Source organism: Mesorhizobium sp. AA23 (assembly GCF_001672435.1).
GTDB lineage: Bacteria > Pseudomonadota > Alphaproteobacteria > Rhizobiales > Rhizobiaceae > Mesorhizobium.
In genome coordinates this window covers 430,084-452,298 of sequence record NZ_LYTP01000023.1, presented here as the reverse complement: position 1 = coordinate 452,298, position 22,215 = coordinate 430,084, and the positions used below count along the sequence as shown (strand labels likewise).

At 63.4% G+C, this 22,215-nt stretch carries 20 protein-coding genes; 11 read left to right on the top strand and 9 right to left on the bottom strand.

The annotated features are described in order from the left end of the window. Positions 1-11: 11 nt before the first annotated feature. Positions 12-314, bottom strand: a complete 303-nt coding sequence (locus A9K66_RS18780; protein WP_066994286.1) for a hypothetical protein — start codon at positions 312-314, stop codon at positions 12-14. Between the two features lie 237 nt (positions 315-551). Here A9K66_RS18780 and A9K66_RS18775 point away from each other — a divergent pair, with 237 nt between their 5' ends. The 3 genes from A9K66_RS18775 to A9K66_RS18765 all read left to right on the top strand — a co-directional run bounded on the left by A9K66_RS18775 (position 552) and on the right by A9K66_RS18765 (position 3,249). Beyond that, positions 552-1,268, top strand: a complete 717-nt coding sequence (locus A9K66_RS18775; RefSeq protein WP_066994281.1) for a response regulator transcription factor — start codon at positions 552-554, stop codon at positions 1,266-1,268. Next, positions 1,265-2,674, top strand: coding sequence for an ATP-binding protein (locus A9K66_RS18770; RefSeq protein WP_067326500.1), 1,410 nt, complete (start codon positions 1,265-1,267; stop codon positions 2,672-2,674). The genes A9K66_RS18775 and A9K66_RS18770 overlap by 4 nt, the downstream gene beginning before the upstream one ends. A gap of 206 nt (positions 2,675-2,880) precedes the next feature. Continuing rightward, positions 2,881-3,249: a YciI family protein gene (locus A9K66_RS18765; RefSeq protein ID WP_066994274.1), complete on the top strand. Its 369-nt coding sequence runs from the start codon at positions 2,881-2,883 to the stop codon at positions 3,247-3,249. Positions 3,250-3,270: 21 nt separating this feature from the next. Here A9K66_RS18765 and A9K66_RS18760 read toward each other — a convergent pair whose 3' ends face one another. Beyond that, on the bottom strand, positions 3,271-3,507 hold the full coding sequence (locus A9K66_RS18760; protein ID WP_040996927.1) for a hypothetical protein: 237 nt from the start codon (positions 3,505-3,507) through the stop codon (positions 3,271-3,273). Positions 3,508-3,667: 160 nt separating this feature from the next. Here A9K66_RS18760 and A9K66_RS18755 point away from each other — a divergent pair, with 160 nt between their 5' ends. Next, positions 3,668-5,680 (top strand): BTAD domain-containing putative transcriptional regulator, encoded by a 2,013-nt coding sequence (locus A9K66_RS18755; protein ID WP_067326497.1) that lies wholly within the window; start codon positions 3,668-3,670, stop codon positions 5,678-5,680. Positions 5,681-5,700: 20 nt separating this feature from the next. On the opposite strand, the gene A9K66_RS18750 is transcribed toward A9K66_RS18755, so the two are convergent. Both A9K66_RS18750 and A9K66_RS18745 read right to left on the bottom strand, forming a co-directional pair. Beyond that, complete coding sequence (locus tag A9K66_RS18750; protein WP_067327118.1) at positions 5,701-7,182, bottom strand: aspartate aminotransferase family protein; 1,482 nt, start codon at positions 7,180-7,182, stop codon at positions 5,701-5,703. A gap of 78 nt (positions 7,183-7,260) precedes the next feature. Further along, positions 7,261-8,346 carry a pyridoxal-phosphate dependent enzyme gene (locus A9K66_RS18745; protein WP_067326494.1) on the bottom strand — a complete coding sequence of 362 codons (1,086 nt, stop codon included), beginning with the start codon at positions 8,344-8,346 and terminating at the stop codon, positions 7,261-7,263. 171 nt (positions 8,347-8,517) lie between these two features. On the opposite strand from A9K66_RS18745, the gene A9K66_RS18740 reads away from it, so the two are divergent. Next, positions 8,518-10,584: a BTAD domain-containing putative transcriptional regulator gene (locus tag A9K66_RS18740; protein ID WP_082953953.1), complete on the top strand. Its 2,067-nt coding sequence runs from the start codon at positions 8,518-8,520 to the stop codon at positions 10,582-10,584. 78 nt (positions 10,585-10,662) lie between these two features. Here A9K66_RS18740 and A9K66_RS18735 read toward each other — a convergent pair whose 3' ends face one another. The 5 genes from A9K66_RS18735 to A9K66_RS31510 form a co-directional block, all read right to left on the bottom strand. After that, positions 10,663-11,700 carry an MBL fold metallo-hydrolase gene (locus A9K66_RS18735; protein ID WP_067326491.1) on the bottom strand — a complete coding sequence of 346 codons (1,038 nt, stop codon included), beginning with the start codon at positions 11,698-11,700 and terminating at the stop codon, positions 10,663-10,665. 107 nt (positions 11,701-11,807) lie between these two features. Next, positions 11,808-12,989, bottom strand: a complete 1,182-nt coding sequence (gene choV, locus A9K66_RS18730; RefSeq protein ID WP_067326488.1) for a choline ABC transporter ATP-binding protein — start codon at positions 12,987-12,989, stop codon at positions 11,808-11,810. Then, positions 12,986-13,840, bottom strand: a complete 855-nt coding sequence (gene choW / locus A9K66_RS18725) for a choline ABC transporter permease subunit (RefSeq protein WP_066994259.1) — start codon at positions 13,838-13,840, stop codon at positions 12,986-12,988. Before choW ends, choV begins: the two co-directional genes overlap by 4 nt. A 121-nt stretch (positions 13,841-13,961) precedes the next feature. Further along, entirely contained in the window at positions 13,962-14,897 is a 936-nt protein-coding gene (locus tag A9K66_RS18720; protein ID WP_066994256.1) for a choline ABC transporter substrate-binding protein, read from the bottom strand. A gap of 23 nt (positions 14,898-14,920) precedes the next feature. Next, a complete protein-coding gene (locus A9K66_RS31510) occupies positions 14,921-15,043 on the bottom strand; it encodes a hypothetical protein (RefSeq protein WP_259979959.1) in 123 nt (40 codons plus the stop codon). 87 nt (positions 15,044-15,130) lie between these two features. Here A9K66_RS31510 and A9K66_RS18715 point away from each other — a divergent pair, with 87 nt between their 5' ends. From A9K66_RS18715 to A9K66_RS18690, 6 genes are all read left to right on the top strand, one after another. Next, positions 15,131-15,742: a thymidine kinase gene (locus tag A9K66_RS18715; RefSeq protein ID WP_066994253.1), complete on the top strand. Its 612-nt coding sequence runs from the start codon at positions 15,131-15,133 to the stop codon at positions 15,740-15,742. Between the two features lie 333 nt (positions 15,743-16,075). After that, positions 16,076-17,164: a hypothetical protein gene (locus A9K66_RS18710; RefSeq protein WP_067326485.1), complete on the top strand. Its 1,089-nt coding sequence runs from the start codon at positions 16,076-16,078 to the stop codon at positions 17,162-17,164. A gap of 34 nt (positions 17,165-17,198) precedes the next feature. Further along, positions 17,199-18,344, top strand: a complete 1,146-nt coding sequence (locus A9K66_RS18705; protein WP_067326482.1) for a hypothetical protein — start codon at positions 17,199-17,201, stop codon at positions 18,342-18,344. 24 nt (positions 18,345-18,368) lie between these two features. Beyond that, the gene (locus A9K66_RS18700) at positions 18,369-20,279 is read left to right on the top strand and encodes an ATP-binding protein (RefSeq protein WP_067326478.1); all 1,911 of its coding nucleotides are present in this window, start codon (positions 18,369-18,371) and stop codon (positions 20,277-20,279) included. Positions 20,280-20,381: 102 nt separating this feature from the next. Next, positions 20,382-20,798 (top strand): DUF559 domain-containing protein, encoded by a 417-nt coding sequence (locus A9K66_RS18695; protein WP_067327107.1) that lies wholly within the window; start codon positions 20,382-20,384, stop codon positions 20,796-20,798. 109 nt (positions 20,799-20,907) lie between these two features. Further along, on the top strand, positions 20,908-22,215 hold the full coding sequence (locus A9K66_RS18690) for a DUF6638 family protein (RefSeq protein WP_067326474.1): 1,308 nt from the start codon (positions 20,908-20,910) through the stop codon (positions 22,213-22,215).

The window sequence follows — 22,215 nt, the reverse complement described above, 5'->3', positions numbered from 1 at the left end:
GGAGTTGAGCGTCACTGAACCGGGTCGATCGGTGTCACTCCAAGCAGCTTCAAAGCGTTTGCGAGCATCCGGATGCCCTGCGCCTGTTTCTTGGCAGCGCAGAACCGGTTTCCCTTTCTTTGAAGTGCCTTCGCCGCGGTGACCTGCGTTGCCGCGGCATGGGTTTCGAGGGCTTCGTCAACTTGACGGTTGAGATTGGTGCAGCGCTCGGTCCGGGTCAGCGGCGTTACCTTTGCGTTGGAGGCCCCGACTGCGGCTGTGATGAGCGACATGCTAAGCAAAGCACCCATCACGCTGATCCAGAACCTCTGCATCGGTCTTGCCCGTTACTCCGGAAACTTGCGTCGCAGCCGATGACCTGACCGCCACGGCACCAGTTATGCCCTTGAAATTTTTCACGAGTTTTTCCCGAGTGTAGAATTTTGTTTCTGAATTGTTTCTGGGGAAGCCATTCCGTCCCACGTCGCCGCCACTGGCCAAGATGTGGCCCGAATTCTATCGTGTGGGTGATCACAGAAGGGCAGCTTGGCTACACAAATCGCGGGGTTCTCGTGAAATCCGACTCGCACATACTGATCGTCGATGACGACAAGGGCATACGCGACCTGCTTCAGGAGTTTTTCCAGAAGCGGGGGCTGCGCACGACAGTGGCCGCCGACGGCACCGAGATGGAGTCGATCCTGCGCCGGGCGCAGGTCGACCTGATCGTGCTCGATGTGATGCTTCCCGGTAAAAGCGGGCTGGAACTGTGCCGCGAGATCCGCGCCAATCACACGACACCGATCATCATGCTGACCGCGGTGACCGAGACGACGGATCGCGTCGTCGGGCTCGAGATGGGGGCTGATGACTATGTGCCGAAACCCTTCGATCCGCGCGAATTGCTCGCCCGCATCCGAGCGGTGCTGAGGCGCAACGGCACGGCCGAGCCGCGCCGGCCCACAGCCAAGCAGATCTACCGCTTTGCCGGCTGGACCATGGATTGCTCGCGCCGCCGGCTGACGGCGCCCGACGACGTGCGGGTGGAACTGACGATGGCGGAGTTCAACCTGCTGCAGACCTTCGTCAAGAGCGCGCAACGCGTTCTCACCCGCGAGCAGCTCATCGAGTTGTCCGGCGGCGACACCGGTTACAGCTTCGATCGCAGCGTCGATATCCTGGTCAGCCGCCTGCGCCGCAAGATGGAGGACGATCCCAAGACGCCGAAACTGATCTTGACTGTTCGCAGCGGTGGCTATCAGTTTCTGCCCGAAACGACCTCCGAATGAGACGCTTGCTGCCGCAAACCCTGCCTGTCTGGGTTCTGCTCATCGTCATTGCCGGCCTGATGATCAGCCAGGTCGCGACGCTTTATATCGTGGCGCGCGACCGCGCCGCCGCCAACGATGTGGTTGATCTCTATCGGCTGAACGACCGCGCCTATTCGCTGGTGCAGCTTATGCATGACGCCACGCCTGAAGAACGCAAGACGACCGCTTCCGGTCTGTTCAATGCCACCTACGCATTGACCGTTTCGGACACCCCCGCCGTCACTTCCTCGATCGCCGGCGATGACCAGCTAGCCGAGTTGGAGGACATCCTGGTCGGCCGCCTGTCCAAGTTCGGCATCACCGACGCGCGTGTGCGGCGCGATCCGGCAACGCAGGAAGCCGATGTCCCGGACGGCCAGGTGATGAACAAGGATGTCGGCCAGGTCGAACGCGATCTGCTGGTGCTGGCCGCGGATTTCGCCCAGAGCGACAAGCTGACGGCGTCGCTGCGCTTTTCCGACGGCCAGTGGCTGAACTTCACCGAGCCGATCACGCCGGCTGGGCCGATCCTGAGTTGGGACAGCCTACCGCTCTATTCGCTGATAGCGGGACTGATCATCGTGATGTCGATCTGGTCGCTGCGCCGGCTGACCGCACCCTATCGCATGATGGAGACCGCGGTGAACCGCATCGGCAAGGACCTCAAAAGCCCGCCCATCGCCGAGACCGGCAGCCGCGAAATCCGCGCCGCGGCAAAGGCGGTCAACGCCATGCAGGTGCGCCTGCGCGACTATGTCGAGGACCGCGAGCACCTGGCGGCGGCACTGGCGCATGATCTGCGGACGCCGCTGACCAGGATGCGATTGCGTCTCGAGCTGCTGCGCAAATCGCCGGCCCGTGAAGCGCTGGCGCATGACCTTGCCGACATCGAGAGCATCGCAAGCTCGGTGATCGACTTCGCCAAATTCGAGGTCACCGAGGAAAAGGCCGAGCGGATCGACTTCTGGTCGCTGGTGGAGGCGGTCGCCGACATGTTCGAGGACGCTTCGTTCGACGAGGACGCCACGCCGTCGCGCGGCCTGGTCTGCATCGCGCGGCCGGTGGCGCTGCGCCGCTGCATCACCAATCTAGTCCAGAACGCCGTCACCTATGGCAAGAAGGCGCATATCGGCGTGCAGCGCTCTGGCGATACAATCACGCTCAGCATCCGCGATGAAGGGCCGGGCATTCCGCAGGCAAAGCTGGATCAGGTGTTCGGTTCCTTCGTGCGCCTCGAACAGTCGCGCAACCGCGAGACCGGCGGGCTCGGCCTCGGCCTGACCATCGCCCGCAACATCGCCCGCGGCGCCGGCGGCGAGATCAGCCTTTCCAACCATCCCGGCGGCGGCCTGCTGACGGAGCTGCGCCTGCCGCTGGCAGCTTGAGTCAGCAAGCGCTTTCCCGGCTGCTCCAGAGGACTGGATCAGCCGCGCCATCCTTGTGATAGTGCAGCCCGCCCTAAAGCGCCGTGCGTCCTCCAGGACGCGGGATGCTGTAGCACTTCAATTTGGTGCATGACCCTTACCGAACCGAAGGTCAGCGACGCAAAAATCGATTCTGATTTTCGGATCCCCGCACGAGGAACCGAACCATGTTCTACGCAATCCTTGCCTATCACGTCGAAGAGACCGTCCAGTCCTGGACGCCCGACGAGGATGCAGCCGTCATGAAAGACCTGCTCGAGATCAACGACAGGCTGACCCGCGCCGGCAAGCTGGGCCCGGCGGCAAGGCTGGGGGAGACGGCGAAAGCCGTCACGCTGCGCGGTCCGGGCGACGGCATGGTGATCGACGGCCCCTTTGCCGAGACCAAGGAGCAGTTGCTGGGCCTCTATGTGCTGGATTGCGCCAACCAGGACGAGGCGATAGCGGTGGCGCGCGATCTCAGGCGCGTCAATCCCACCGCCGTCTACGAGATCCGGCCGATTGCGCTTTATCTGCCGGGCGCGCCGCTGGCCTGAATTCCGGGAGTAGCGACGGATTCACCGCAGCGGGCGGCGCCCGGCGGTGCGGCTGCGCGCCGCAGCATCCGCGGGGGCTTCATCGGCCGGATAGCCGAAATCCTTCAGCTCCGAAATGGACAGACCGGCCAAAGCCCTGCGCTGCATGGCGTCCTGATACCGGCGCTGGAACCCGGCGAAGATTAACGCGATCTTGGCGGCGAGCGTGCCGGCAACTCGGGTGCTCGGCTGGCAGGTTCTGATATTGATGTAGGTCATTGTCATTCTCCCTCGTTCGAACTCACGAGGGCAGTGTCTCATCGGCGCGCTTTGGCAACGTTCGTCCAGGCGTGAAACCGCAGGAAAAAGCCCGCAAAATCGTCGTTAAGTCGGCGGCGGGACATGGTATTCTGCTTAGCGCTGTTTCACGGGGCCCCGGATGTACATTCGATTGCTTGGCGGCATCGAGGTTGTCTCCGCAGGCGGGCAACCTCTGCACTTCGCGACGCGCAAGACGTCGCTGCTCTTTGCCGCGCTGGTTCTGGCCGGCCCGAAAGGGCTTCGCCGCGAGAAGGTGGCGGCGATGCTGTGGACCGGCGGCGGCGAGCAGCAGGCGCGAAACAGCCTGCGCCAGGCCCTGGTGGACATCAGGCGGCTGTTTCCGTCCACCGGCAACGAGGCCATTCGCATCGAAGGCAATGCCGACACCATCTGGGTGGTGGCGAATGACAACGAGGCCGACATCTGGATTTTCGACCGGAACTGCCAGGCCGATGACGGCGCGAGCCTCGCGGCAGCTGCCGACCTGTACCGGGGTGACCTGCTCGACGGACTGCCATCCCCCGGCGAAATCGACGAATGGCTTGCGCCGCTTCGGGCGAACTACACCCGCAAGGCGTTGGACCTGGCCGAACGGCTGAGCCTCCTGCCGGAACTCGGTGAACGCGAGGAGCAGGCCTGCGAAAGACTGGCTGAGCGGCTAGTGACGTCCGACCCATGCGCCGAGCAGGCCCACCGCGCCCTGATCCGCGTCTTCCGCCGCCACGGCCGCACCAACGACGCCTTTCGCCAGTTCCTGGCCTGTAAGGAAGCGCTCAAGCGCGAGCTCGGTGTCGAGCCTGAGGAAGCGACGCGGGCGCTGATCGAACGCATCGAGGCGCCAATGGAGCTGAAGGGTTCGATAGCCGACTATGGCCAGCCCGAGGCCGAACTTTCCCGCCTGGAAGCGAAGGCGCATCGCCCTGTCGTTTCGGTGCCGGAAAAGCCGTCGATCGCGGTCCTGCCGTTCCAGAACATGAGCGGCGACGCCGAGCAGGAATATTTCACTGACGGCGTTGTCGAGGAGATCACGACGGCGCTGTCGCATGTCAGCTGGCTGTTCGTGATCGCGCGGAATTCCGCCTTCGCCTACAAGGGCCAGGCGGTTGACGTCACCCGCGTGGCACGCGAGCTCGGGGTGCGCTATGTGCTGGAGGGCAGTGTCCGCAAGGCCGGCAGCCGGCTTCGGGTGGCAGGTCAGCTTATCGAGGCGTCGGCGGGAGTAAATCTCTGGGCCGACCGCTTCGAAGGCGATGTCTCGGAAGTGTTCGAACTGCAGGACCTCGTTGCCTCCAGTGTCATCGGCGCAATTTCACCCAGACTCGAACAGGCCGAGATGGCGCGCGCCAAGCGCAAGCCCACCGAGAGCCTCGACGCTTATGACCACTATCTGCGCGGCATGGCGAGCCTTTACCGCTGGACGAGAGAAGGGCTGGAGGAGGCGTTGCCACAGTTCTACAGGGCCATCCAGCTCGACCCCGATTTTGCCGCCGCGGAAGGCGCTGCCGCCTGGTGCTATTTCTGGCGCATGGCGAATGGCTGGATGATCGACCGGCAGAAGGAAACAGCCGAGGTATCCAGGCTGGTCGGCGACGTGGCTATCGACGGCAAGGACGATGCGGTGGCGCTGGCTTTCAGCGGCCTGGCGCTGGGTTATGTCACCGGCGATTACGAGGCCGGATCGGCACTGGCCGACCGCGCGCTCGTGCTCAACCCGAACTGCGCAGCCGCCTGGAGCGCCAGCGGCTGCCTCAAGGCCTGCCATGACGACCCGGACATCGCAATCGAGCACATGTCGCGGGCAAGGCGGCTGAGCCCGCTCGATCCGCTGACCTTCTTCATGCAGACCTTCACTGCCTTCGCTCACTTCGTGGCCGGCCGCTACGACGCCGCCTGGCCGCTCGCCGAGGCGGCGTCGCGCGCGCAGCCCTATTATCTCACCGGCCTGCGTGTGGCGGCCGCCAGCAACGCCATGGCCGGCAGGCTGGATGCCGCGAGCAGGCACATCGCGCGCTCGCTGGAGCTCGACCCGCAACTGAAGCTTTCCAACCTCAAGCATCGGGTAGGGCAGATCAGGCCAGAATATTTCGCCAAATATGTCGAGGCGCTACGGCTAGCCGGCCTCCCGGAATGACATGTCTTGGCGCTCTCTCGTCAGTCTGGTAGCGCCGCGGTCTTGATTTCCGCTCCGATGCGAAGCGTCTCACGCAGCAGGAGATCGAGGTCGTCGCGGCGGGTGCGGTGGTTGGTGATCGCGACCCGCAGGCAGTGCTGCCCGTGCACCGTGGTGTCGGACACGGCTGCAATGCCTTCTTCCTGCAGCCTGAGCATGATTTCGGTGTTGAACGACTTGAGCTGTTCCTCGGAGGCGCCGTCCAGGCGATGGCGGAAGCAGACGATGTTGATGGTGGTCGGCGCCGTCAGCTCGAGCGCCGCCTCGACCCGGATCAGCTCGGTCAGATAGCCGGCCTGGGCGATGTTCTGGTCGATCAGCCGCCCCAATTTCTCGATGCCATGCTCCTTGAGCGACATCCAGATCTTGAGCGCGCGAAAACCGCGCGATGTCTGCAGGCCATAGTCGTGCAGCCATTGCCCTGAGGCGAGGCCACGCGGCGTCGATTCCAGATATTCCGGCGTGACGGCGAAGGCGTTGCGGTGGGCGACGGCGTCGCGAACCAGCGCACAGCCCGCTTCGAAGGGCGCGTGCAGCCATTTGTGCGGGTCGAGCGCGACGGAATGGGCGCGTTCGATGCCGGCGACGAGCGATCTGTTTTCAGGCGCGATGGCGATCAGGGCGCCGATGCAGCCATCGACATGAAACCAGAGGTCTTCCTCTGCCGCCAACACGGCCAGCGCCCGCAAGTCGTCGATCGCGCCCGTGTTGACGGTTCCTGCGGTGCCGATGATGCAAGCCGGCTTGAAACCTGCCGCGCGGTCTTCCGCGATGGCGGTCTTGAGGGCATCGACATCGATGCGCAGATCGGCGTCGGTCGAGACCCGCCGCAGCGCCCGGTTGCCGAGGCCGAGCGCTTCCATGGCCTTGCGGTGGCAGGAATGGACCTGGTCCGAGGCGTAGAAGCGCAACGGTTTTGGGATCGCCCCGACACCCCTTTCGCGCACGTCGACGCCTGCTTTGGCATTGCGCGCCACGGTCAAACCGATGAGGTTGGCCATCGAGCCGCCGCTGACAAGCGTGCCGCTGGCCGAAGCCGGGAAGCCCACCATCTCCTTGCACCAGTCGACCACCTGGCTGTCCATCAGCCCGGCGGCGTGATTGCCGCCGCCGAGGTTCGAGCCCTGGATCGCCGCCAGGAAATCGCCCAGCGCGCCCGTGAAATTGCTTGACCCCATATACCAGGACCAGAAGCGCGGATGGATGTTGCCCATCGGATAGGCCATGACGTTGCGGGCGACATCGCCATAGACGTCGGCTATCGGTGCCGGCGAGCGCGGCAGCGGCGCCGAGAAGAAGGCGCGAACCTCGACCGGCATTTGGCGCCACACCGGACGGTCCCGGACATCCTTGAGATAAGCGACGGCATCCTCGACGATCCGATGCGACAGGGCCTGCATCTCGGCCCAGTCTGGCGGGTCGAGCGTCTCATCCATCACCGCTGTTTCCTGCATAGTGTCCATTCGCTGCTCCCCCGCGATCATTCCTGGATCGTCGCGCGGCGCCGCCATCCGAGTGGACAGCAGCGCCGCGATTTGTCTTCAGGCGTCGAACTGGCAGCCTGGTGTCGAGCGCGACAGTGCCGTCTCCTCGGCATCCATCTCAGCCTCGATGCCGTCGAAGAGCGGGGTCGACATGTAGCGCTCGCCGGTGTCGGGCAGCATGCACAGGATCACCGAGCCCGCCGGAGCGGTGCCCGCGATCTGGCGCGCGACGGCGAAGGTGGCGCCGCCTGAAATGCCGGTGAAGAGGCCTTCCTGCTGCGCCAGGGCCTTGGCCCATTTAATGCCTTCCGGGCCGGCGATCGGCACCACATCGTCATAGTAGCGCTTATCGATCGCCTCCTGCAGCACGTTGGGGATGAAGTCCGGCGTCCAGCCCTGGATCGGATGCGGCTCGAAGGCCGGATGGCTGGCGGACGGCGCACCGCCCTGGCCACGCTCCTGCGGCTTGCCGCTGCCGATAAGCTGCGCGTTCGCCGGTTCGGCAAGCACGATGCGGACATCCGGCCGCTCGCGGCGCAGCACCCGGCCGACGCCGGCCACGGTCCCGCCGGTGCCGTAGCCGGTGACCAGCACGTCGAGGCGCGACCCTGCGAAATCGTTGATGATCTCGCGCGCCGTGGTCGCCTCGTGGATGGCGGCATTGGCTTCCGTCTCGAACTGGCGCGCCAGGAACCAGCCGTTGGCGTCGGCGAGTTCCACCGCCTTCTTGTACATCCCGAAACCCTTCTGGGCGCGCGGCGTCAGCACCACCTTGGCGCCAAGCATGCGCATCAGCTTGCGGCGCTCGATCGAGAAGCTGTCGGCCATCGTCACCACCAGCGGGTAGCCCTTCTGCGCGCAGACCATGGCAAGGCCGATACCGGTGTTGCCGCTGGTCGCCTCGACGACGGTCTGGCCCGGCTTCAGCTTGCCGCTACGCTCGCCTTCCTCGATGATGTTGAGCGCCAGCCGATCCTTCACCGAGGCCGCCGGATTGAAGAACTCGGCCTTCACATAGATGGTCGCGTGGCCGGGGCCGAGATTGTTGATACGGATGACCGGCGTGTCGCCGACGGTGTCGAGAATGCTGTCGAACAGCCGGCCGCGACCGGCAGTGGTCCTGATTTTCAACTTCTGCAACATGGGCTTCTCTCCTCGCGATCTCACGCGCCGGTTACAGACCGGCGGCTTGGGCGGCGCGGTTTCGACACCTTGCCGCGTTAGGTTGCTTGACCTGCCGCGAATGCGGCAACGGCGGCATTCCGGCATGGAATTGGGCTGCCGGATGCTTCCTGTCGTCTTTGGTGATAGAACATGGACCAACTGGTGAGCGTTGGAGAAAGCGTGGGAACATACGTGGAATCCAGCCGATCGAGCCCGAACGACACTGCCGCCGGCCTGTCCTTGCGACTGCTTGGGCAACTGACGATCGCGCGTGGCGGCGAGCCGGTTAAATTGCCTTCTTCGCGCAAGTTGCGCGCGCTGCTGGCCTATCTGGCGCTCGCGCCACATCCCGTCAGCCGCAGCCGGCTTTGCGAGCTTCTGTGGGACGTGCCGAACGATCCGCGCGGCGAGCTTCGCTGGTGCCTGAGCAAGCTTCGCGGCGCGCTTAACCAACCGGGCCGGCAGAGGGTCGAGACCGAGGGCGACACTGTGGCGCTTCGTCTTGCCGATACGAACGTCGATGCCGTCGAAGCCGCCGCAGCGGTCGCCGAAGGGATCGAGACGCTCAGCCTCGGGCGTCTTCGGGCGCTTGCGCAGCTCTTCGCCGGCGATTTCCTTGACGGGCTGGAGCTCGATCGGAGCCCGCATTTCACCAGCTGGCTGACCGCGCAACGCCGCCGTTTCAGCTCGTGCCACGTCGCCGTTCTGGAGCACATCATCGGCCTGCTCCCCCAGGGAGCCGATGAAGCGGGCGCCTATCTGGACAGATGGCTGGAACTCGCGCCCTTCGATGGCCGCGCCCATGTGGCGCTGCTGGAAAACCTTGCGCGGCGGGGACAGATCGGCGCCGGTGAGGAGCATATTGCAACCGCGGCGGAACTCTTCCGCTCCGAGGAGCTGGATGTCGCTCCGTTGCGGGAAGCATGGCACGAGATCAAGGCACGCCATTCCAGCGCAACGCCATGCGCGCGATCCGGACTAGCTCTTCCGGCCCCACAAGCACCGATCGTTGCCGTCGAATCCGAACCCGCATCGGTGCGCCGGGCCTCGCTGGCGGTGATGCCGTTCGCGGAAAGCGCCGTCAATTTCCGTGGCGGGCTTGCCGATGGCTTGACCCACGACATCATAACGCGGCTCGCCAAGCTTCGCGATTTCTTCGTCATTGCCCGCGGATCGGTTTTCGCGCTGGCCGAGAAGGACATCGCGCCGGAGGACGCCGGGCGCCGGCTGAATGTCGACTATGTGGCGACAGGCTCGGTCCGCAGCCTTTCGGGCAGGGTGATCGTCTCGGTCGAGCTCGTCGAGGTCCGCACCGCGAGGATTGTGTGGGCCGAGACCTTCGAGCACAGGCCGGACGAGATCTTTACGGTGATAGACGACATCGGCAACAGCATCGTCTCTTCGATCGCCGCCGAGATCGCGACCGTCGAGCGAAACCGGGCAATGCTTAAGGCGCCGAATTCGCTGAATGCGTGGGAAGCCTATCATCGCGGGCTCTGGCACATGTACCGCTTCACCCGCCAGGAAAACGAACTGGCGCAGCAGTTCTTCAATGACGCCCTGAAGCTCGACCCGACCTTCGCCCGAGCCTATGCAGGCCTCTCCTTCACGCATTGGCAGAATGCCTTTCAGCGTTGGGGCGATCGCGACCGTGAGGCGTCGCTGGCTTTCGCAACTGCCGGTCACAGCCTCCTGGTCGATGACCGCAATCCGGCCGCGCACTGGGCGATGGGCCGCGCCTTGTGGCTGCGCGGCGAGCAGGACGGCTCGCTGCTCGAACTGGCAAAGGCCGTCGACCTCAGCCCGAACTTCGCGCTCGGCCACTATGCCCTGTCCTTTGTCCATTCGCAGTCGGGCGATCCGCAATCGGCGATCGGCTCCTCCGATCACTCGCGCCATCTCAGCCCCTTTGACCCATTGCTGTTCGGCATGATGGGCGCGCGGGCCATGGCCCATGCGCGGCTGGGCGAATACGATGAAGCCGCCGAATGGGCGCTGAAAGCTGCGGCCAGGCCCAACGCCCATGTCATCATCCTGGCGATCGCCGCGCATTGCCTGGCGCTGGCCGGCCGCCAGGACGAGGCACGAAACTTCGCCGCCGCGATCCGCACCACGTGGCCCGACTATCGGGCGGACGATTTCATTGCCACGTTCCGCTTCGACCGGGACGGCGAGGCCCTGTTCCGCAGAGGCGCGAAGCTGATCGGATTGAATTGACCGAGGTCTGGCCGAGCCGAGAATGGCGACCAGGAACGCGGCGTTTGCAGGCCGGCATCAACTGAATATCAATAGACCTTAGTGGATCAGCGGACCGCTGGCCTTCCGCCACGCATCGATGCCGCCCTGGATGTGGCGGGCGCTCGATATTCCGCGATCCTGCGCCGCCTGCACGGCCATCGCCGAGCGCTCGCCGAAGGCGCAATAGAACAGGATCTGCTTGGCTGTCGATTTCGCCAGCTCGTGCAGCATTCCGCCAGCGGCGATATTCTCCTGCAGCCGCGAATAAGGCAGATGGATCGCGCCGGGGATGACGCCGTGACGATCCCGTTCGGATTGCTCGCGCAGGTCGATCAGCGCCACGTCGGGCCGACCGACCAGCGCCAGCGCCTGTTCGGCGGTCACTGCCCAGCCGCGGCTGGCGATGTCGTCCTGATGCAGCCCCACCCGCATGTTGGCCGGCACGGCCACATCCATCATCTTCGGATTGGAGAGCTTCAGGTTGTTCATGATGTTCACGTATTCGTCCACCGACTTCACCTGCAGGCGCGGATTGAAGGCCTTTTCCTCGCCGATCGTCGACACGGTTTCGCCCTTGTAGTCGTGTGCCGGAAAGATCAGCGTCTCGTCGGGAAGCTTGAGCAGTCGGCCGAAGATCGATTCGTATTGCTGGCGCGGATCGCCGTTCTGGAAGTCGGTGCGGCCGGTGCCGCGAATGAGCAGCGTGTCGCCGGTGAAGACGCGGTCCGGCAGGACGAAGCTGTAGGAATCGTCGGTGTGGCCGGGCGTATAGACGACGTCCAGCGCCAGCCCCTCGATGGCAAGCTTGTCGCCGTCGGCAAGCCGCATCGACACGACGTCGGCCTTGGTCTGCTCACCCATCACGGTGACGCAATGCGTCCTGTCGCGCAGCGCGCCGAGCCCGGTGATGTGGTCGGCATGAAGATGTGTGTCGACCGCTTTGACCAGTCTGAGGTCGAGCTCGTTGACCAGCTGCAGGTAGCGTTCGACCTTCTCCAGCACCGGATCGATGATCAGCGCCTCGCCGCCGCGGCGGCTGGCGAGGAGATAGGAATAAGTGCCCGAAACCGAATCGAAAAGCTGACGGAAGATCATTTTATCGGCCCCATGCGCGAGCGGCCCACCCCGGCTGCCGACCAAGTCTAGAACAAGCATGAGGTGCCCGCCAGCGAACACTTCATGCTGATCTAAGGGCCGAGCTCCTACCGCCTGAGCACCGCGCTCAGCACGTCGCGGATGCCGATCGCGCCGACGAAGCGCGAGCCTTCGTCGAACAGCGCCACCGGTGCCGTCTGCGAGCGATGCATGGCGAGCATCACCGTCTTCAGCGCCGTGCCGGGATTGGCCCAGAACACCTGCGCACCCTCCTCCGGCTGCCTCTCGACCTCGGCGCAGGATACCCACACCGCCGGCTTGCCGTCGCGTTCGGCCGCGGCCACCAGGCCGTGCTCGTCGATCTTGAAGCGCGTCGTCTTGCGCCGGTCGAGCCAGACCCAGCCATTCTCGCCCTGCTCGAGATCGCGGCGGTCGCGCATCACGTTCCAGGCGGTAAGCACCGAGAGCGGATTCACATTGGCGATGAAGTCGCGGACATAGTCGTTGGCCGGCCTGAGCACGATGTCTTCCGGCGCGCCGGTCTGGACGATGCGCCCGCCTTCCATGATGGTGATGTGGCTGCCGATCTTCAGCGCCTCCTCGAGGTCGTGGCTGACGAAGATGATGGTCTTCTTCAGCGCCGCCTGGAGCTGCAGGAGCTCGTCCTGCAGCTTGGTGCGGATCAGCGGATCGAGGGCCGAGAACGGCTCGTCCATCAACAGGATCGGCGCCTCGGTGGCGAAGGCGCGGGCGAGGCCGACGCGCTGCTGCATGCCGCCCGAAAGTTCATGCGCGTATTTCTTCGACCACTGGTCGAGATGGACCAGCTGGAGCTGCTTCTGCACCCGTGCCTTGCGCTCGGCCTCCGGCACGCCGGCGAGCTCCAGGCCGAAGCCGACATTCTCCTCGACCGTTCGCCACGGTAGCAGGCCGAACTGTTGGAACACCATCGCCACCTGCTTCTGCCGCAGGCGTCTCAGCGTCGGCTCATCGCAGGTGACCACGTCGACCGTGCGGTCGCCGTCATTGACCAGCACCTGGCCTCGCGACACCACGTTCAACCGGTTGACGGCTCTCAGCAGCGTCGACTTGCCGGAGCCGGAAAGCCCCATCAGCACCGAGATCTCGCCCTCATGCACGGTGAGGTTGGCGCCGGCGCAGCCCAGCACGTTGCCGGTCTTTTCGAGGATTTCGGCGCGGGTTGCGCCCTGGTCGATCAGCGCGAGGGATTGCGCCTGGTCGGCACCGAAGACGATATCGACATTCTTGAAATCGACGGCGACGGTCATTTCTTGCCTCCAACGCCGATGCGGGTCATGCGATCGAGCACGATGGCGAGCACGACGATGGCAAGGCCTGCTTCAAGCCCGAGGTCGATCTTGCGGGAGCCCAGCGCGCGGTTGATTTCGGTGCCCAGACCGCCGGCGCCGATCAGCGCCGCGAACACCACCATCGACAGCGACAGCATGATCGACTGGGTCAGCCCCGCCATGATCGTGGGCAGCGCCGAGGGCAATTCGACCTTCCACAGAAGCTGGTTCTTGGTGGCGCCGAAGGACTCGCCCGCCTCGATGATCGCCTTGGGCACCGAGACGATGCCGAGATGGGTGAGACGCACCGCCGTCGGGATGACGAAGATGATGGTGACGATGAGGCCGGGCGCGTTGCCCAGCCCGAACAGCGTCAGCACCGGGATCAGGTAGACGAAGGTCGGCAGCGTCTGCATCAGGTCAAGCACCGGCAGCATCACGCGGTAGACCTTCGGCTTGTGCGCCGCCCAGATGCCGAGCGGCACGCCGATCGCCATTGCCATGGCGGCGGCGGCCACCACCAGCACCAGTGTCTGCACCGTCTGCTTCCAAAGGTTCTGGTTGATGATGAAGATGAGGCCGATGAAGACCCCGATGGCGAGCGGCCGCGAGCGTTGCAGGAACCAGGCGATGACGGCGACGACCAGCGCCAGCAGCACCGGCGGCAGCATCAGCAGGAGGTCCACCGCCCCGTCGAGGATGAAATTCAGGCCGTTCGAAAAGGCCCTGAAGACGGTGTCGAAATTCTCGGTGAGGAAGCCGAAAAAGGCCTTGCCCCATGGACCTATGGGAATCTTGTAGGCGACCAGAAATTTCGAGATCGGATCCATCTTTCCCCTCTTTGATCCTTGCCGCCCCTGCCGAGCGGTCACCTTCTCACAGCATATGAAAAAGGGCAGCCTTTTCCAGCGGCTGCCCCTTTCCGGAGATCATGCCGGACTCAAAGCCGGCTCAGCTCCCGAGCGCAGTCTTGATGGCCGCAGCCGCATCGCCGCCGTCGAAGGTGGTCACGCCGGCGATCCAGGGCGCGATCGCGTCCGGATGCTTCTTCAGCCAGTCGGTGGCGACCGTCTGGGCATCGCCGCCTTTCAGGATCGCGTCCATCATCTCGCCTTCCATGTCGAGATTGAATTTCAGGTTGGAGATGAACTTGCCGGCATTCGGGCACTCGGTGGTGTAGCCCTTGCGCGTGTTCGTATAGACGGTGGCGGCGCCGAAACCGCTGTCGCCCATCCCGTCGAGATAGGTGATCTTCATGGCGCCCATCACCGGATGCGGCGTCCAGCCGAGGAAGGCGATCCACTCATTGTTCTTCATCGACTGCTCGGCCTGCGTCAGCATGCCGGCTTCCGAGGACTCGACCAGCTCGAAGCCTTCGAGATTGTCCTTCGGGTTCTTGATCATGTCGAGGATGATGCGGTTGCCGTCATTACCGGCCTCGATGCCGTAGATCTTGCCGTTGAACTTGTCCTTGAACTTGCCGAGATCGGTCAGCGTCTTGACGCCCGCATCCGCGACATAGGTCGGCACGACGATGCCGTAGCCGGCGCCGGTCAGGTTGGTGCTTACCGTCTCGACCGAGCCGTCGGCGGTATAGTCCTTGATGTCATTGGTCATCGACGGCATCCAGTTGCCGAGAAAGACGTCGAGGTCCTTGTTCTTCAGCGACGCATAAGTCACCGGCACCGAAAGCTGGATCACCTGCGGCTCGTAGCCGAGCGCGGTGAGCAGCACCGAAGCCACCCCGGTGGTTGCCTGGATATCGGTCCAGCCGACATCGGACAGACGCACGGCCTTGCAGCTCGCCGGATCGCCGGCATAGGCCGCGGTCGTGGACAGAAGCGCCGCCAGCCCGAGGCCGGCGACGAAGGATTTCATACGCGACATGAACTTTCTCCCATTGCGGTTTTTTAAAGCGGCGCGAAGTCACGGTTCTTGCGCCCGCCTTGTTTCGCCAGCCAAACACCATTTTGATGCGGTTTCAAGCGGTTCCACACCGCGATCAACGGCGCGCGCTTGCCATTCAGCGACATGCCGCGCTTTCCGGCGGGCCCGCTTTTTTGGTGGAAGGAGCCCGCGGCCCCTTCCCCGCCCCGCGGCAATTGAGCTTAAACACCCATATGGCCAAGCTCTACTTCAACTACGCAACGATGAATGCCGGCAAGACGACGATGCTCCTGCAGGCATCCTACAACTATCGCGAACGCGGCATGACGACGATGCTGTTCGTCGCCGGCCATTATCGCAACGGCGACAAGGGACTGATCTCGTCGCGCATCGGTCTCGAGACCGAGGCCGAGATGTTCCGCGACGGCGACGATCTCTACGCCCGCGTCGCCGAGCATCATGAGCACACCACCGTGCATTGCATCTTCGTCGACGAGGCGCAGTTCCTCGAGGAGGAGCAGGTCTGGCAGCTGGCCCGCATCGCCGACCGGCTGAACATCCCGGTCATGTGCTACGGCCTGCGCACCGATTTCCAAGGCAAGTTGTTTTCCGGCTCGCGCGCGCTGCTCGCCATCGCCGACGATCTGCGCGAAGTGCGCACCATCTGCCGCTGCGGCCGCAAGGCGACGATGGTCGTTCGCCTCGGTCCCGACGGCAAGGTGGCAAAGCAAGGCGAGCAGGTGGCGATCGGCAAGGACGTCTATGTCTCGCTCTGCCGCCGGCACTGGGAAGAGGAAATGGGCAGGGCTGCGCCCGACGACTTCATCGGCTTTGCCCGCAACTGAGACGGGGAGCCTCGCGACTTCCGATTAAGTTGGGCAATCGCTGCCATCGGCCGGCTGATGGCCGCTTGATTGCCACGATTCGGCACAACAGATTTGCACACTTCCCAGCGCCGCAGCTTGTCCGCAAAAACAAGAGCTTAAGGCATACCAGCTAAAGCTGCCTGAAGGCGGCGCGCATTACTCGGCATGAGCATGCTTGCCTTATCTTTCAAGGACCTGGCCAATTCTTTTGTTTTGCCACGTCTCCCTGTCTTCCTTCTTTCAATCCCTTGAGCCCCCACATATATTCGGCGACGTGCGACACGAAACCGGATGCCGAAGCGGGAGGCCCCTATGGCGACGTTGCAGAATTTCGATGCCGAAATTGCCAAGACCAAACGGGTCGTCGAGGACATGCGCACCAAGATCGAGCAGTCCGGAACCGTGCTCGACACGCTGGCGCAGGCCGACAGGAAGATCGGCGATGCCAATTTCGACCTCGAGAACGCCCGCATCGAGGACGTGCTGAAACAGCAGAAGGTCATGGAAGGCAATATCGCCGACCTGATCATCGGGCTGGAGGACGCCACCAATGTCTTCGGCGCCGAATTCGAGAGCATGAAGAGCTACACCGGCTGGGAAAATCTCGTCGGCGTCTTCTCCGAGCAGCGCAAGCAGCGCATGCGCACCGACCGCGTGCGCAACATGTCGCTCGCCGGTAATTTGCAGGAGCTCCTGGCGAAATCGGACACCATCGTCGGCATCCTGAAAGCCCAGAAGCAGATCCTGGACCAGCGCTACAAGACCTCCGAGGCTAGCCTGTCGCAGGTGATCGAGCGCCGCAAGGCGACCATGACCAATCTCGAGGCGGTGCAGAAACGCATCGAGGAACTCAACCCGATGCTGCTCGACATCGAGAACAAGATCGCCGCCTCGACCAGCCAGAAGGAACGCACCCAGCTCGAGGGCGAGCGTTCGAAGATGGCGACCGAATACAACGAGAAGCAGGCCAAGGAGCAGGAGCTGCTGGCCGAAAGCCAGACGCTGGAGCGCTACACCTCGATGTTTCAGACGTTTGTCGATTCCCTCAACAACCAGATCGCCGCGCAGTCGACGCTGATCAACAAGCTGACAATCGACACCGAGCAGCGCATCGTGCTCTACAAAGCTCTGGAAGACTCGCTGAAGACGGCCGCCCAGCAGGACGTCGCCCACAAGATCAACACGCTGGGCAGCCAGGTCGACAACACGGCCGAGGAGACGATGGCCGGCATCGGCGCCGCTTCGCAGAAGCACATCGGCGATCTCTTGGAGATGCACGAGAAGAATATGGTGGCCACCGCTGACATCCAGCGCCGCAAGAAACTCGCCGACGACGCCTTCGCCCGCCGCTTCGACGAGGTGATGAAGAAGCACAATTCGGCGAACTACGTGCAGCAGTAGGCGGTGTGACGGCATTCTTCGACACGGCGGTGCCATGACCCCCGAAAATGAAGCGGCGGCGCGCTACTTCTTCGCCATCACCGCGGCGCTGAGCGGGCTGGAACTGTTCATGCGCGACGACCGCTCGCCGCTCTACCGGCACGGCATCGTCGCCAAGATCGTCGCCGAATACATCGCCCGGCTGGAAAACTCATTCGACTGCTGGCGCAACCGGCTGGGCTTCATGGATACGTTCCGCATTTCGCGCGCCGACAGCGGCTATCCGGTGTTCCAGAACCTGCTCGAATTGGAGAACGACCGCCGTCAGGCAGACAGCCGGCTGGCCAACATTCCGCAGGCCGGCGAGTTGCGCGAGGAGATGGCCGACTTCATCCTGCGCCACAAGGAATTTCCTGTGGCGCTGCAAAGGTCGATGGCCGAGCGGCTCTACCTGGAGGGCGTCAAGAGCGAGACCACCTTCGGTCCGTTCACCCTGGCGCAGACGGCCAAAGTCTCGGTCAATCCCAAGACCACGCGGCCTTACTACCTCGTCCACTGGGCCTCGTTCGACGGCAGCGCCAACCTGCCGCTGATCTATATGGTGACGGTCGAGGACTCCTCCGAGAGCATGGTGCGACAGCTCGTCGACGCGAACGGCAAGCTGAACGAGAAGATCGATATTCCGCTTCCCGTCGATGGCCTGCTCAACCCCGAGCTTGCCCACCGCTTCGACGATTTCACCGAGAAGAATTCCGCCTACACGCTGTCGCCGGCGACCATCGCGGTCAATCTCGACAAGGATTTCGAGCCGCTGCACCCGAAGCAGTTGCGGCGCGTCGTGCTCGGCCCCTTCTATTCGGCCGGGATCACCGAGAACAATTCGACGGTGACCGAGGTTCTGGCCAAGGTGCGCAAGCCGGAGAACGCCTGGTTGCTGACCTGGACCATCCAGGAAGTCTTTTCCAAGTCCGAGAAGCCCGGCCGCAAGGGGCTGTTCTCCAGCGAAAAGACGACGCAGGAATTCTTCATCAACACCGACGACCTCGAAGCCGCGCGCCAAGGCGTCTCCAGCTATGAGAACCACGCGCTGATCCCGCACGAGGCCTATCAGGCGCTCTATGCCGCGGGCGAAGCGCAGAAGATCTTTTCCGGCTACAAGGTCCACATCCTGTCCAAAGGGCAGGTCATCAGCGATGTGTGACCGTCGAACCGCGGAGCATCCGTAATGGACACCGGGCTGACCACGATCTCGGAATCGACAATCGAAAAGCATCGCGCCACCGCGCAGAGCTTCATCACCCGCATCGTCGTGCTGGAGGATCCATCGCGCGAGTCCGGCACCGCGCTTGCCGGCACCAACCGGCGCTTCGTCTCGACCGTCTCGGCCGGTTCGGTGCGCCGCACGCGCGAGGTCGAACTGTCGAAAACGGTCGCCGCGATCCATCCCGACGACCAGCTGATGAGCATCCCGCAGCACATGCTTCTCTACCGCGCCCGGCGAGGGCTCGCGATCGCGCTGGCCGTATCGGATGTCTTTGCCGAAGGATCCGATCTCGAAAGCCTGCAGGCCAAGAACGCGCGTGCCCCGCTCGAAGGCGACGAGGCGGCGAGATTCAAGAAGCTGCTGTCGGCCTCCGCCTATGTTTCGGCTTTCAGCTTCGCCTCCTACCTGTTCCAGCTGATCGACAGCGAAGGCGAGGCGCCGAACGACAGTCCCGAACCCGACTTCCTGTTCGACACGCCGCAGGACGCGGTGAAGTCGATCGTGGCAGGCCTCGACAAGGCAATTGCCGGCTCCAAGGACGATGCCGATCTGATGACCAGGGCGCGCGCATTCGCCCGCGTCGCCATCGACGGGCTGCTCGCGCGCAAGGGGCGCTTCGACGGCATCGGTCCGTTCGAGAACGCGCATATCCGCATTGATGCCGACGACTTCACCCTCGACGGTTTCGACGTCGCGCCCGGCAAGCGCTTGAAGCCGCTGGTGATGACCTTCAAGAAGCCGGAAGAGGTCGTCGGCAATCACATTGCCAAATACCAGTCGGTAAAGCTTGCCAAGATGCTGATGGCCTATGATTTCGAACGCGAGCTAAACCCCTTCGTGGAGCTCGGCGGCTTTCTGTTCACCTTCATCGGCGACGGCGCGCCAGGCACCGGCAAGACGACGCTGATCCAGATGATCGCCGGCCTCCTCAACAACTATTGTCAGGTCGCCGGCTATCCCTTCGTCTACGAGAATTTCGGGGTCGACCAGATTTCTTCCTACCAGGGCAAGTCCGGCCAGAACTGCCGCCAGTTCATCAACAATGTGCTCAATCCGCGGGCCATCGGTTTCGGCACCATCGACGACATCGACCAGGTGGCGGCGCGCCGCTCGGACGACCGTGCATCCGCCGGCCAGCAGGAGATCACCGGCGTGCTCATGGACGCCTTTGCCGGCGCTTCCACCGTGGTGCGAGGCAACTGCTCCTTCGGCATGTTTTCCAACTACCCCGAAAATGTCGACGACGCGCTGCGCCAGCGCGCCGGCGCCCGCTGGCTGGTCGACGGCCCCCAGAGCCGCGACGACTACATCGACATCTTCGTGCTGCTCGCCGGCAAGAACCACAAGATCCCGCTGGGCGAGCACGAGCTCTATGCCGCGCAGGAAATCCAGCGCGCCGTGACTGCGGCTTATGAGGAGCACGAGAAGCCGCAGGAAGACGGGCTGATGAAGGTCTATGAGCGCTATATGAAGGAGAACGGCGCGCCGAAGACGATGGCCGATATCGGCACCTACCTGCACATGATCAAGGATGCCGAGCCGCGCTTCACCGGCCGCGCCATCAAGAACGTGACCGACGCCATCAAGATGCGCGCCATGGATATCGAGCTGCCGGACGACTGGTTCGAGAAGCCGGAAGCCTTCATCCACAAGGGCTACGACGACAAGAAGGCGATGATCGAGGAGTTGCGCGGGCCGTTCTCGATGGACATGGTCATGCAGGAGATCAACCGCTACGCCGATTCCGAATTCCGCTACTCCGACAAGTCCGACGACGCGGCGGTCGAGAAGCTTTTGCGCGACGCGCGGCTGCGCGAACGCGCCGTGCGCGAGATGGAGGAGCTGAAGAAGAAGGGGCTTTGGAATGCGTAGGCTTCCTTCGCTGCCCGCAAGTGCGGAAGGATGTGGTGCCAACGTCGGCGCCTCCCTCTCCCCGTACTTCACGGGGAGAGGGTAAGAGTGAGGGGCAGCGCCGTGCGTGGACCAGAAGTCGCTACAACGAAACGGGCAAGACGCCTCCGGCAGTCGGATAACAACGCGGAAACAGCTCTTTGGATGGAACTGCGCGACAGACGATTGAATGGCCATAAGTTTGTGCGGCAGTTTCCGATAGGCAATTATTTCGCTGATTTTGCCTGCAGGGAGTGCCAGCTCGTTGTCGAGGTCGATGGCAGCCAGCATGCAGGCGACAGCTACGACCAGATCAGGGATCGCTTCCTGATCTCAAACAATTGGTCCGTTCTCCGCTTCTGGAATGTCGATGTCTTGAAGAAGCGGGGTGAGGTGCTCGAAACCATACTTGCTGCGATCGAATGCCGTCTCGATTGTCTGATCGAGACGCACGAGCTTCGATTTATTGCTGCCAGCGGCTACGGGGAGACAAATCTTTGATCGTTGGCGCCGCCCCTCACCCTTACCCTCTCCCCGTCAAGAACGGGGAGAGGGGGGCGTCGGCGTTGCCGGTTCGCCTTTCGAGGCTACATCCGTCGGACCTTTGCCAATGACCCGTCCCGCCAAAAAGCCCGACCTTCTGCGCGACAACGAGCTGATCTATGGCAGGCTGCTCGTCGTCGACGAGCCGCATCTCATCCAGCGCTACAACAAGGCTCTCGTCGCCTTCGGCCTCGAGCCGACAAAGCTGACGAGCTTCCAGATCGACCGCACCGGTTTCTCGCCCGAGGTGGCCGAGGAATGTGGCGATTACGGCTATCTCGATCCCAACGAGGTCAACCGCCGCTTCATCATCCTGACGCCGTCGCAGATCGATTTGCCGGTCGTGCACACCGCCTTCTCCAACACCTCGCAGCTGATGTTCGAGTTCATGTCCAAGAACCAGCGTGCCATCGACGCGCTGACCATCAAGGACGTCATCTACGGCGAGATCGAGGACTCCGTCCCCAGGGTCGACGACATCGAGGACCTGCTGTCGATCAATCAGGTCGAGTTCAAGGTATTGTCGGCCGAGGACGTGCTCGGCAAGGCGGCCGAGCTCGGCAAGCTGGTCGACCGGCTGAAGCAGGAACCCGACGCCTGGCGCGACAACGCCATGCTCGAGCGCATGGTCGGCCTCGCCAAGGTCTGCGGCGACATCCGCGAGAACGCGCTGGTGCCCGATCAGGTGATCTTCCGCCACAACGCCTACTGGACCAGCCATTTCGGCGGGCTGTACGTCTTCGTCGACCCGGACATGACGACGGTGATCAGCGATCCGGCTGCGCCCGGCTTCCGCCGCTCGCGGCCCTGGCAGGTGAGCTATCTGTCGATCAACGACGCGGACAAGGTATTCCGCTTCCTCGCCGCCACGGGCCGTCTTGACCTGCCGCGCGCTTCCTGGATCGAGACCTCGGGCTATCTGGAGCACCGCGCCGAGATGGTGGTGAGGGCACTGATCCGCGATGCCGAGCCCAACCGCAACTTGACGGACGTCGACAAGGTCTGGCTGCAGACCTGGATCCACAGCCATGCCGACCTGATTGCCAGCGACGGCAATTTCCCTTTCCTCAACGCCGCCAAGCGCGAGATCGCCCAGTTCGGCCACCTGAAGCTTGAAGATGTGCCGCCGCGCCAGCGCTTCCTGGTTGTGCGCGCCAAGCCCGATCATCCCGATGCCTGGCTCACCAATCAGTTGATCTCGGATTTCGTGCCACAGGACTTCGTCTCGCGCTACGTCTTCAATAAACCGGGCTTCTACAAGGACTTCGACGGCTTCAGCGATGCATGGCGATCGCATGTTGTGGACGTTCTGAAAACCACATATTTGAAGGACAAGGCCGCGTTCCGCGCGCGCCTTTACGGCTTGACGGACTGA

Excerpts from the sequence above, each read along its gene's own strand:
- A9K66_RS18780 (WP_066994286.1), bottom strand. The coding sequence starts at position 314 with ATGCAGAGGTTCTGGATCAGCGTGATGGGTGCTTTGCTTAGCATGTCG.
- A9K66_RS18770 (WP_067326500.1), top strand. The coding sequence starts at position 1,265 with ATGAGACGCTTGCTGCCGCAAACCCTGCCTGTCTGGGTTCTGCTCATC.
- A9K66_RS18765 (WP_066994274.1), top strand. The coding sequence starts at position 2,881 with ATGTTCTACGCAATCCTTGCCTATCACGTCGAAGAGACCGTCCAGTCC.
- A9K66_RS18760 (WP_040996927.1), bottom strand. The coding sequence starts at position 3,507 with ATGACCTACATCAATATCAGAACCTGCCAGCCGAGCACCCGAGTTGCC.
- A9K66_RS18755 (WP_067326497.1), top strand. The coding sequence starts at position 3,668 with ATGTACATTCGATTGCTTGGCGGCATCGAGGTTGTCTCCGCAGGCGGG.
- A9K66_RS18750 (WP_067327118.1), bottom strand. The coding sequence starts at position 7,182 with ATGGACACTATGCAGGAAACAGCGGTGATGGATGAGACGCTCGACCCG.
- A9K66_RS18745 (WP_067326494.1), bottom strand. The coding sequence starts at position 8,346 with ATGTTGCAGAAGTTGAAAATCAGGACCACTGCCGGTCGCGGCCGGCTG.
- A9K66_RS18740 (WP_082953953.1), top strand. The coding sequence starts at position 8,518 with ATGGACCAACTGGTGAGCGTTGGAGAAAGCGTGGGAACATACGTGGAA.
- A9K66_RS18735 (WP_067326491.1), bottom strand. The coding sequence starts at position 11,700 with ATGATCTTCCGTCAGCTTTTCGATTCGGTTTCGGGCACTTATTCCTAT.
- choV (WP_067326488.1), bottom strand. The coding sequence starts at position 12,989 with ATGACCGTCGCCGTCGATTTCAAGAATGTCGATATCGTCTTCGGTGCC.
- choW (WP_066994259.1), bottom strand. The coding sequence starts at position 13,840 with ATGGATCCGATCTCGAAATTTCTGGTCGCCTACAAGATTCCCATAGGT.
- A9K66_RS18720 (WP_066994256.1), bottom strand. The coding sequence starts at position 14,897 with ATGTCGCGTATGAAATCCTTCGTCGCCGGCCTCGGGCTGGCGGCGCTT.
- A9K66_RS31510 (WP_259979959.1), bottom strand. The coding sequence starts at position 15,043 with ATGTCGCTGAATGGCAAGCGCGCGCCGTTGATCGCGGTGTGGAACCGC.
- A9K66_RS18715 (WP_066994253.1), top strand. The coding sequence starts at position 15,131 with ATGGCCAAGCTCTACTTCAACTACGCAACGATGAATGCCGGCAAGACG.
- A9K66_RS18710 (WP_067326485.1), top strand. The coding sequence starts at position 16,076 with ATGGCGACGTTGCAGAATTTCGATGCCGAAATTGCCAAGACCAAACGG.
- A9K66_RS18705 (WP_067326482.1), top strand. The coding sequence starts at position 17,199 with ATGACCCCCGAAAATGAAGCGGCGGCGCGCTACTTCTTCGCCATCACC.
- A9K66_RS18700 (WP_067326478.1), top strand. The coding sequence starts at position 18,369 with ATGGACACCGGGCTGACCACGATCTCGGAATCGACAATCGAAAAGCAT.
- A9K66_RS18690 (WP_067326474.1), top strand. The coding sequence starts at position 20,908 with ATGACCCGTCCCGCCAAAAAGCCCGACCTTCTGCGCGACAACGAGCTG.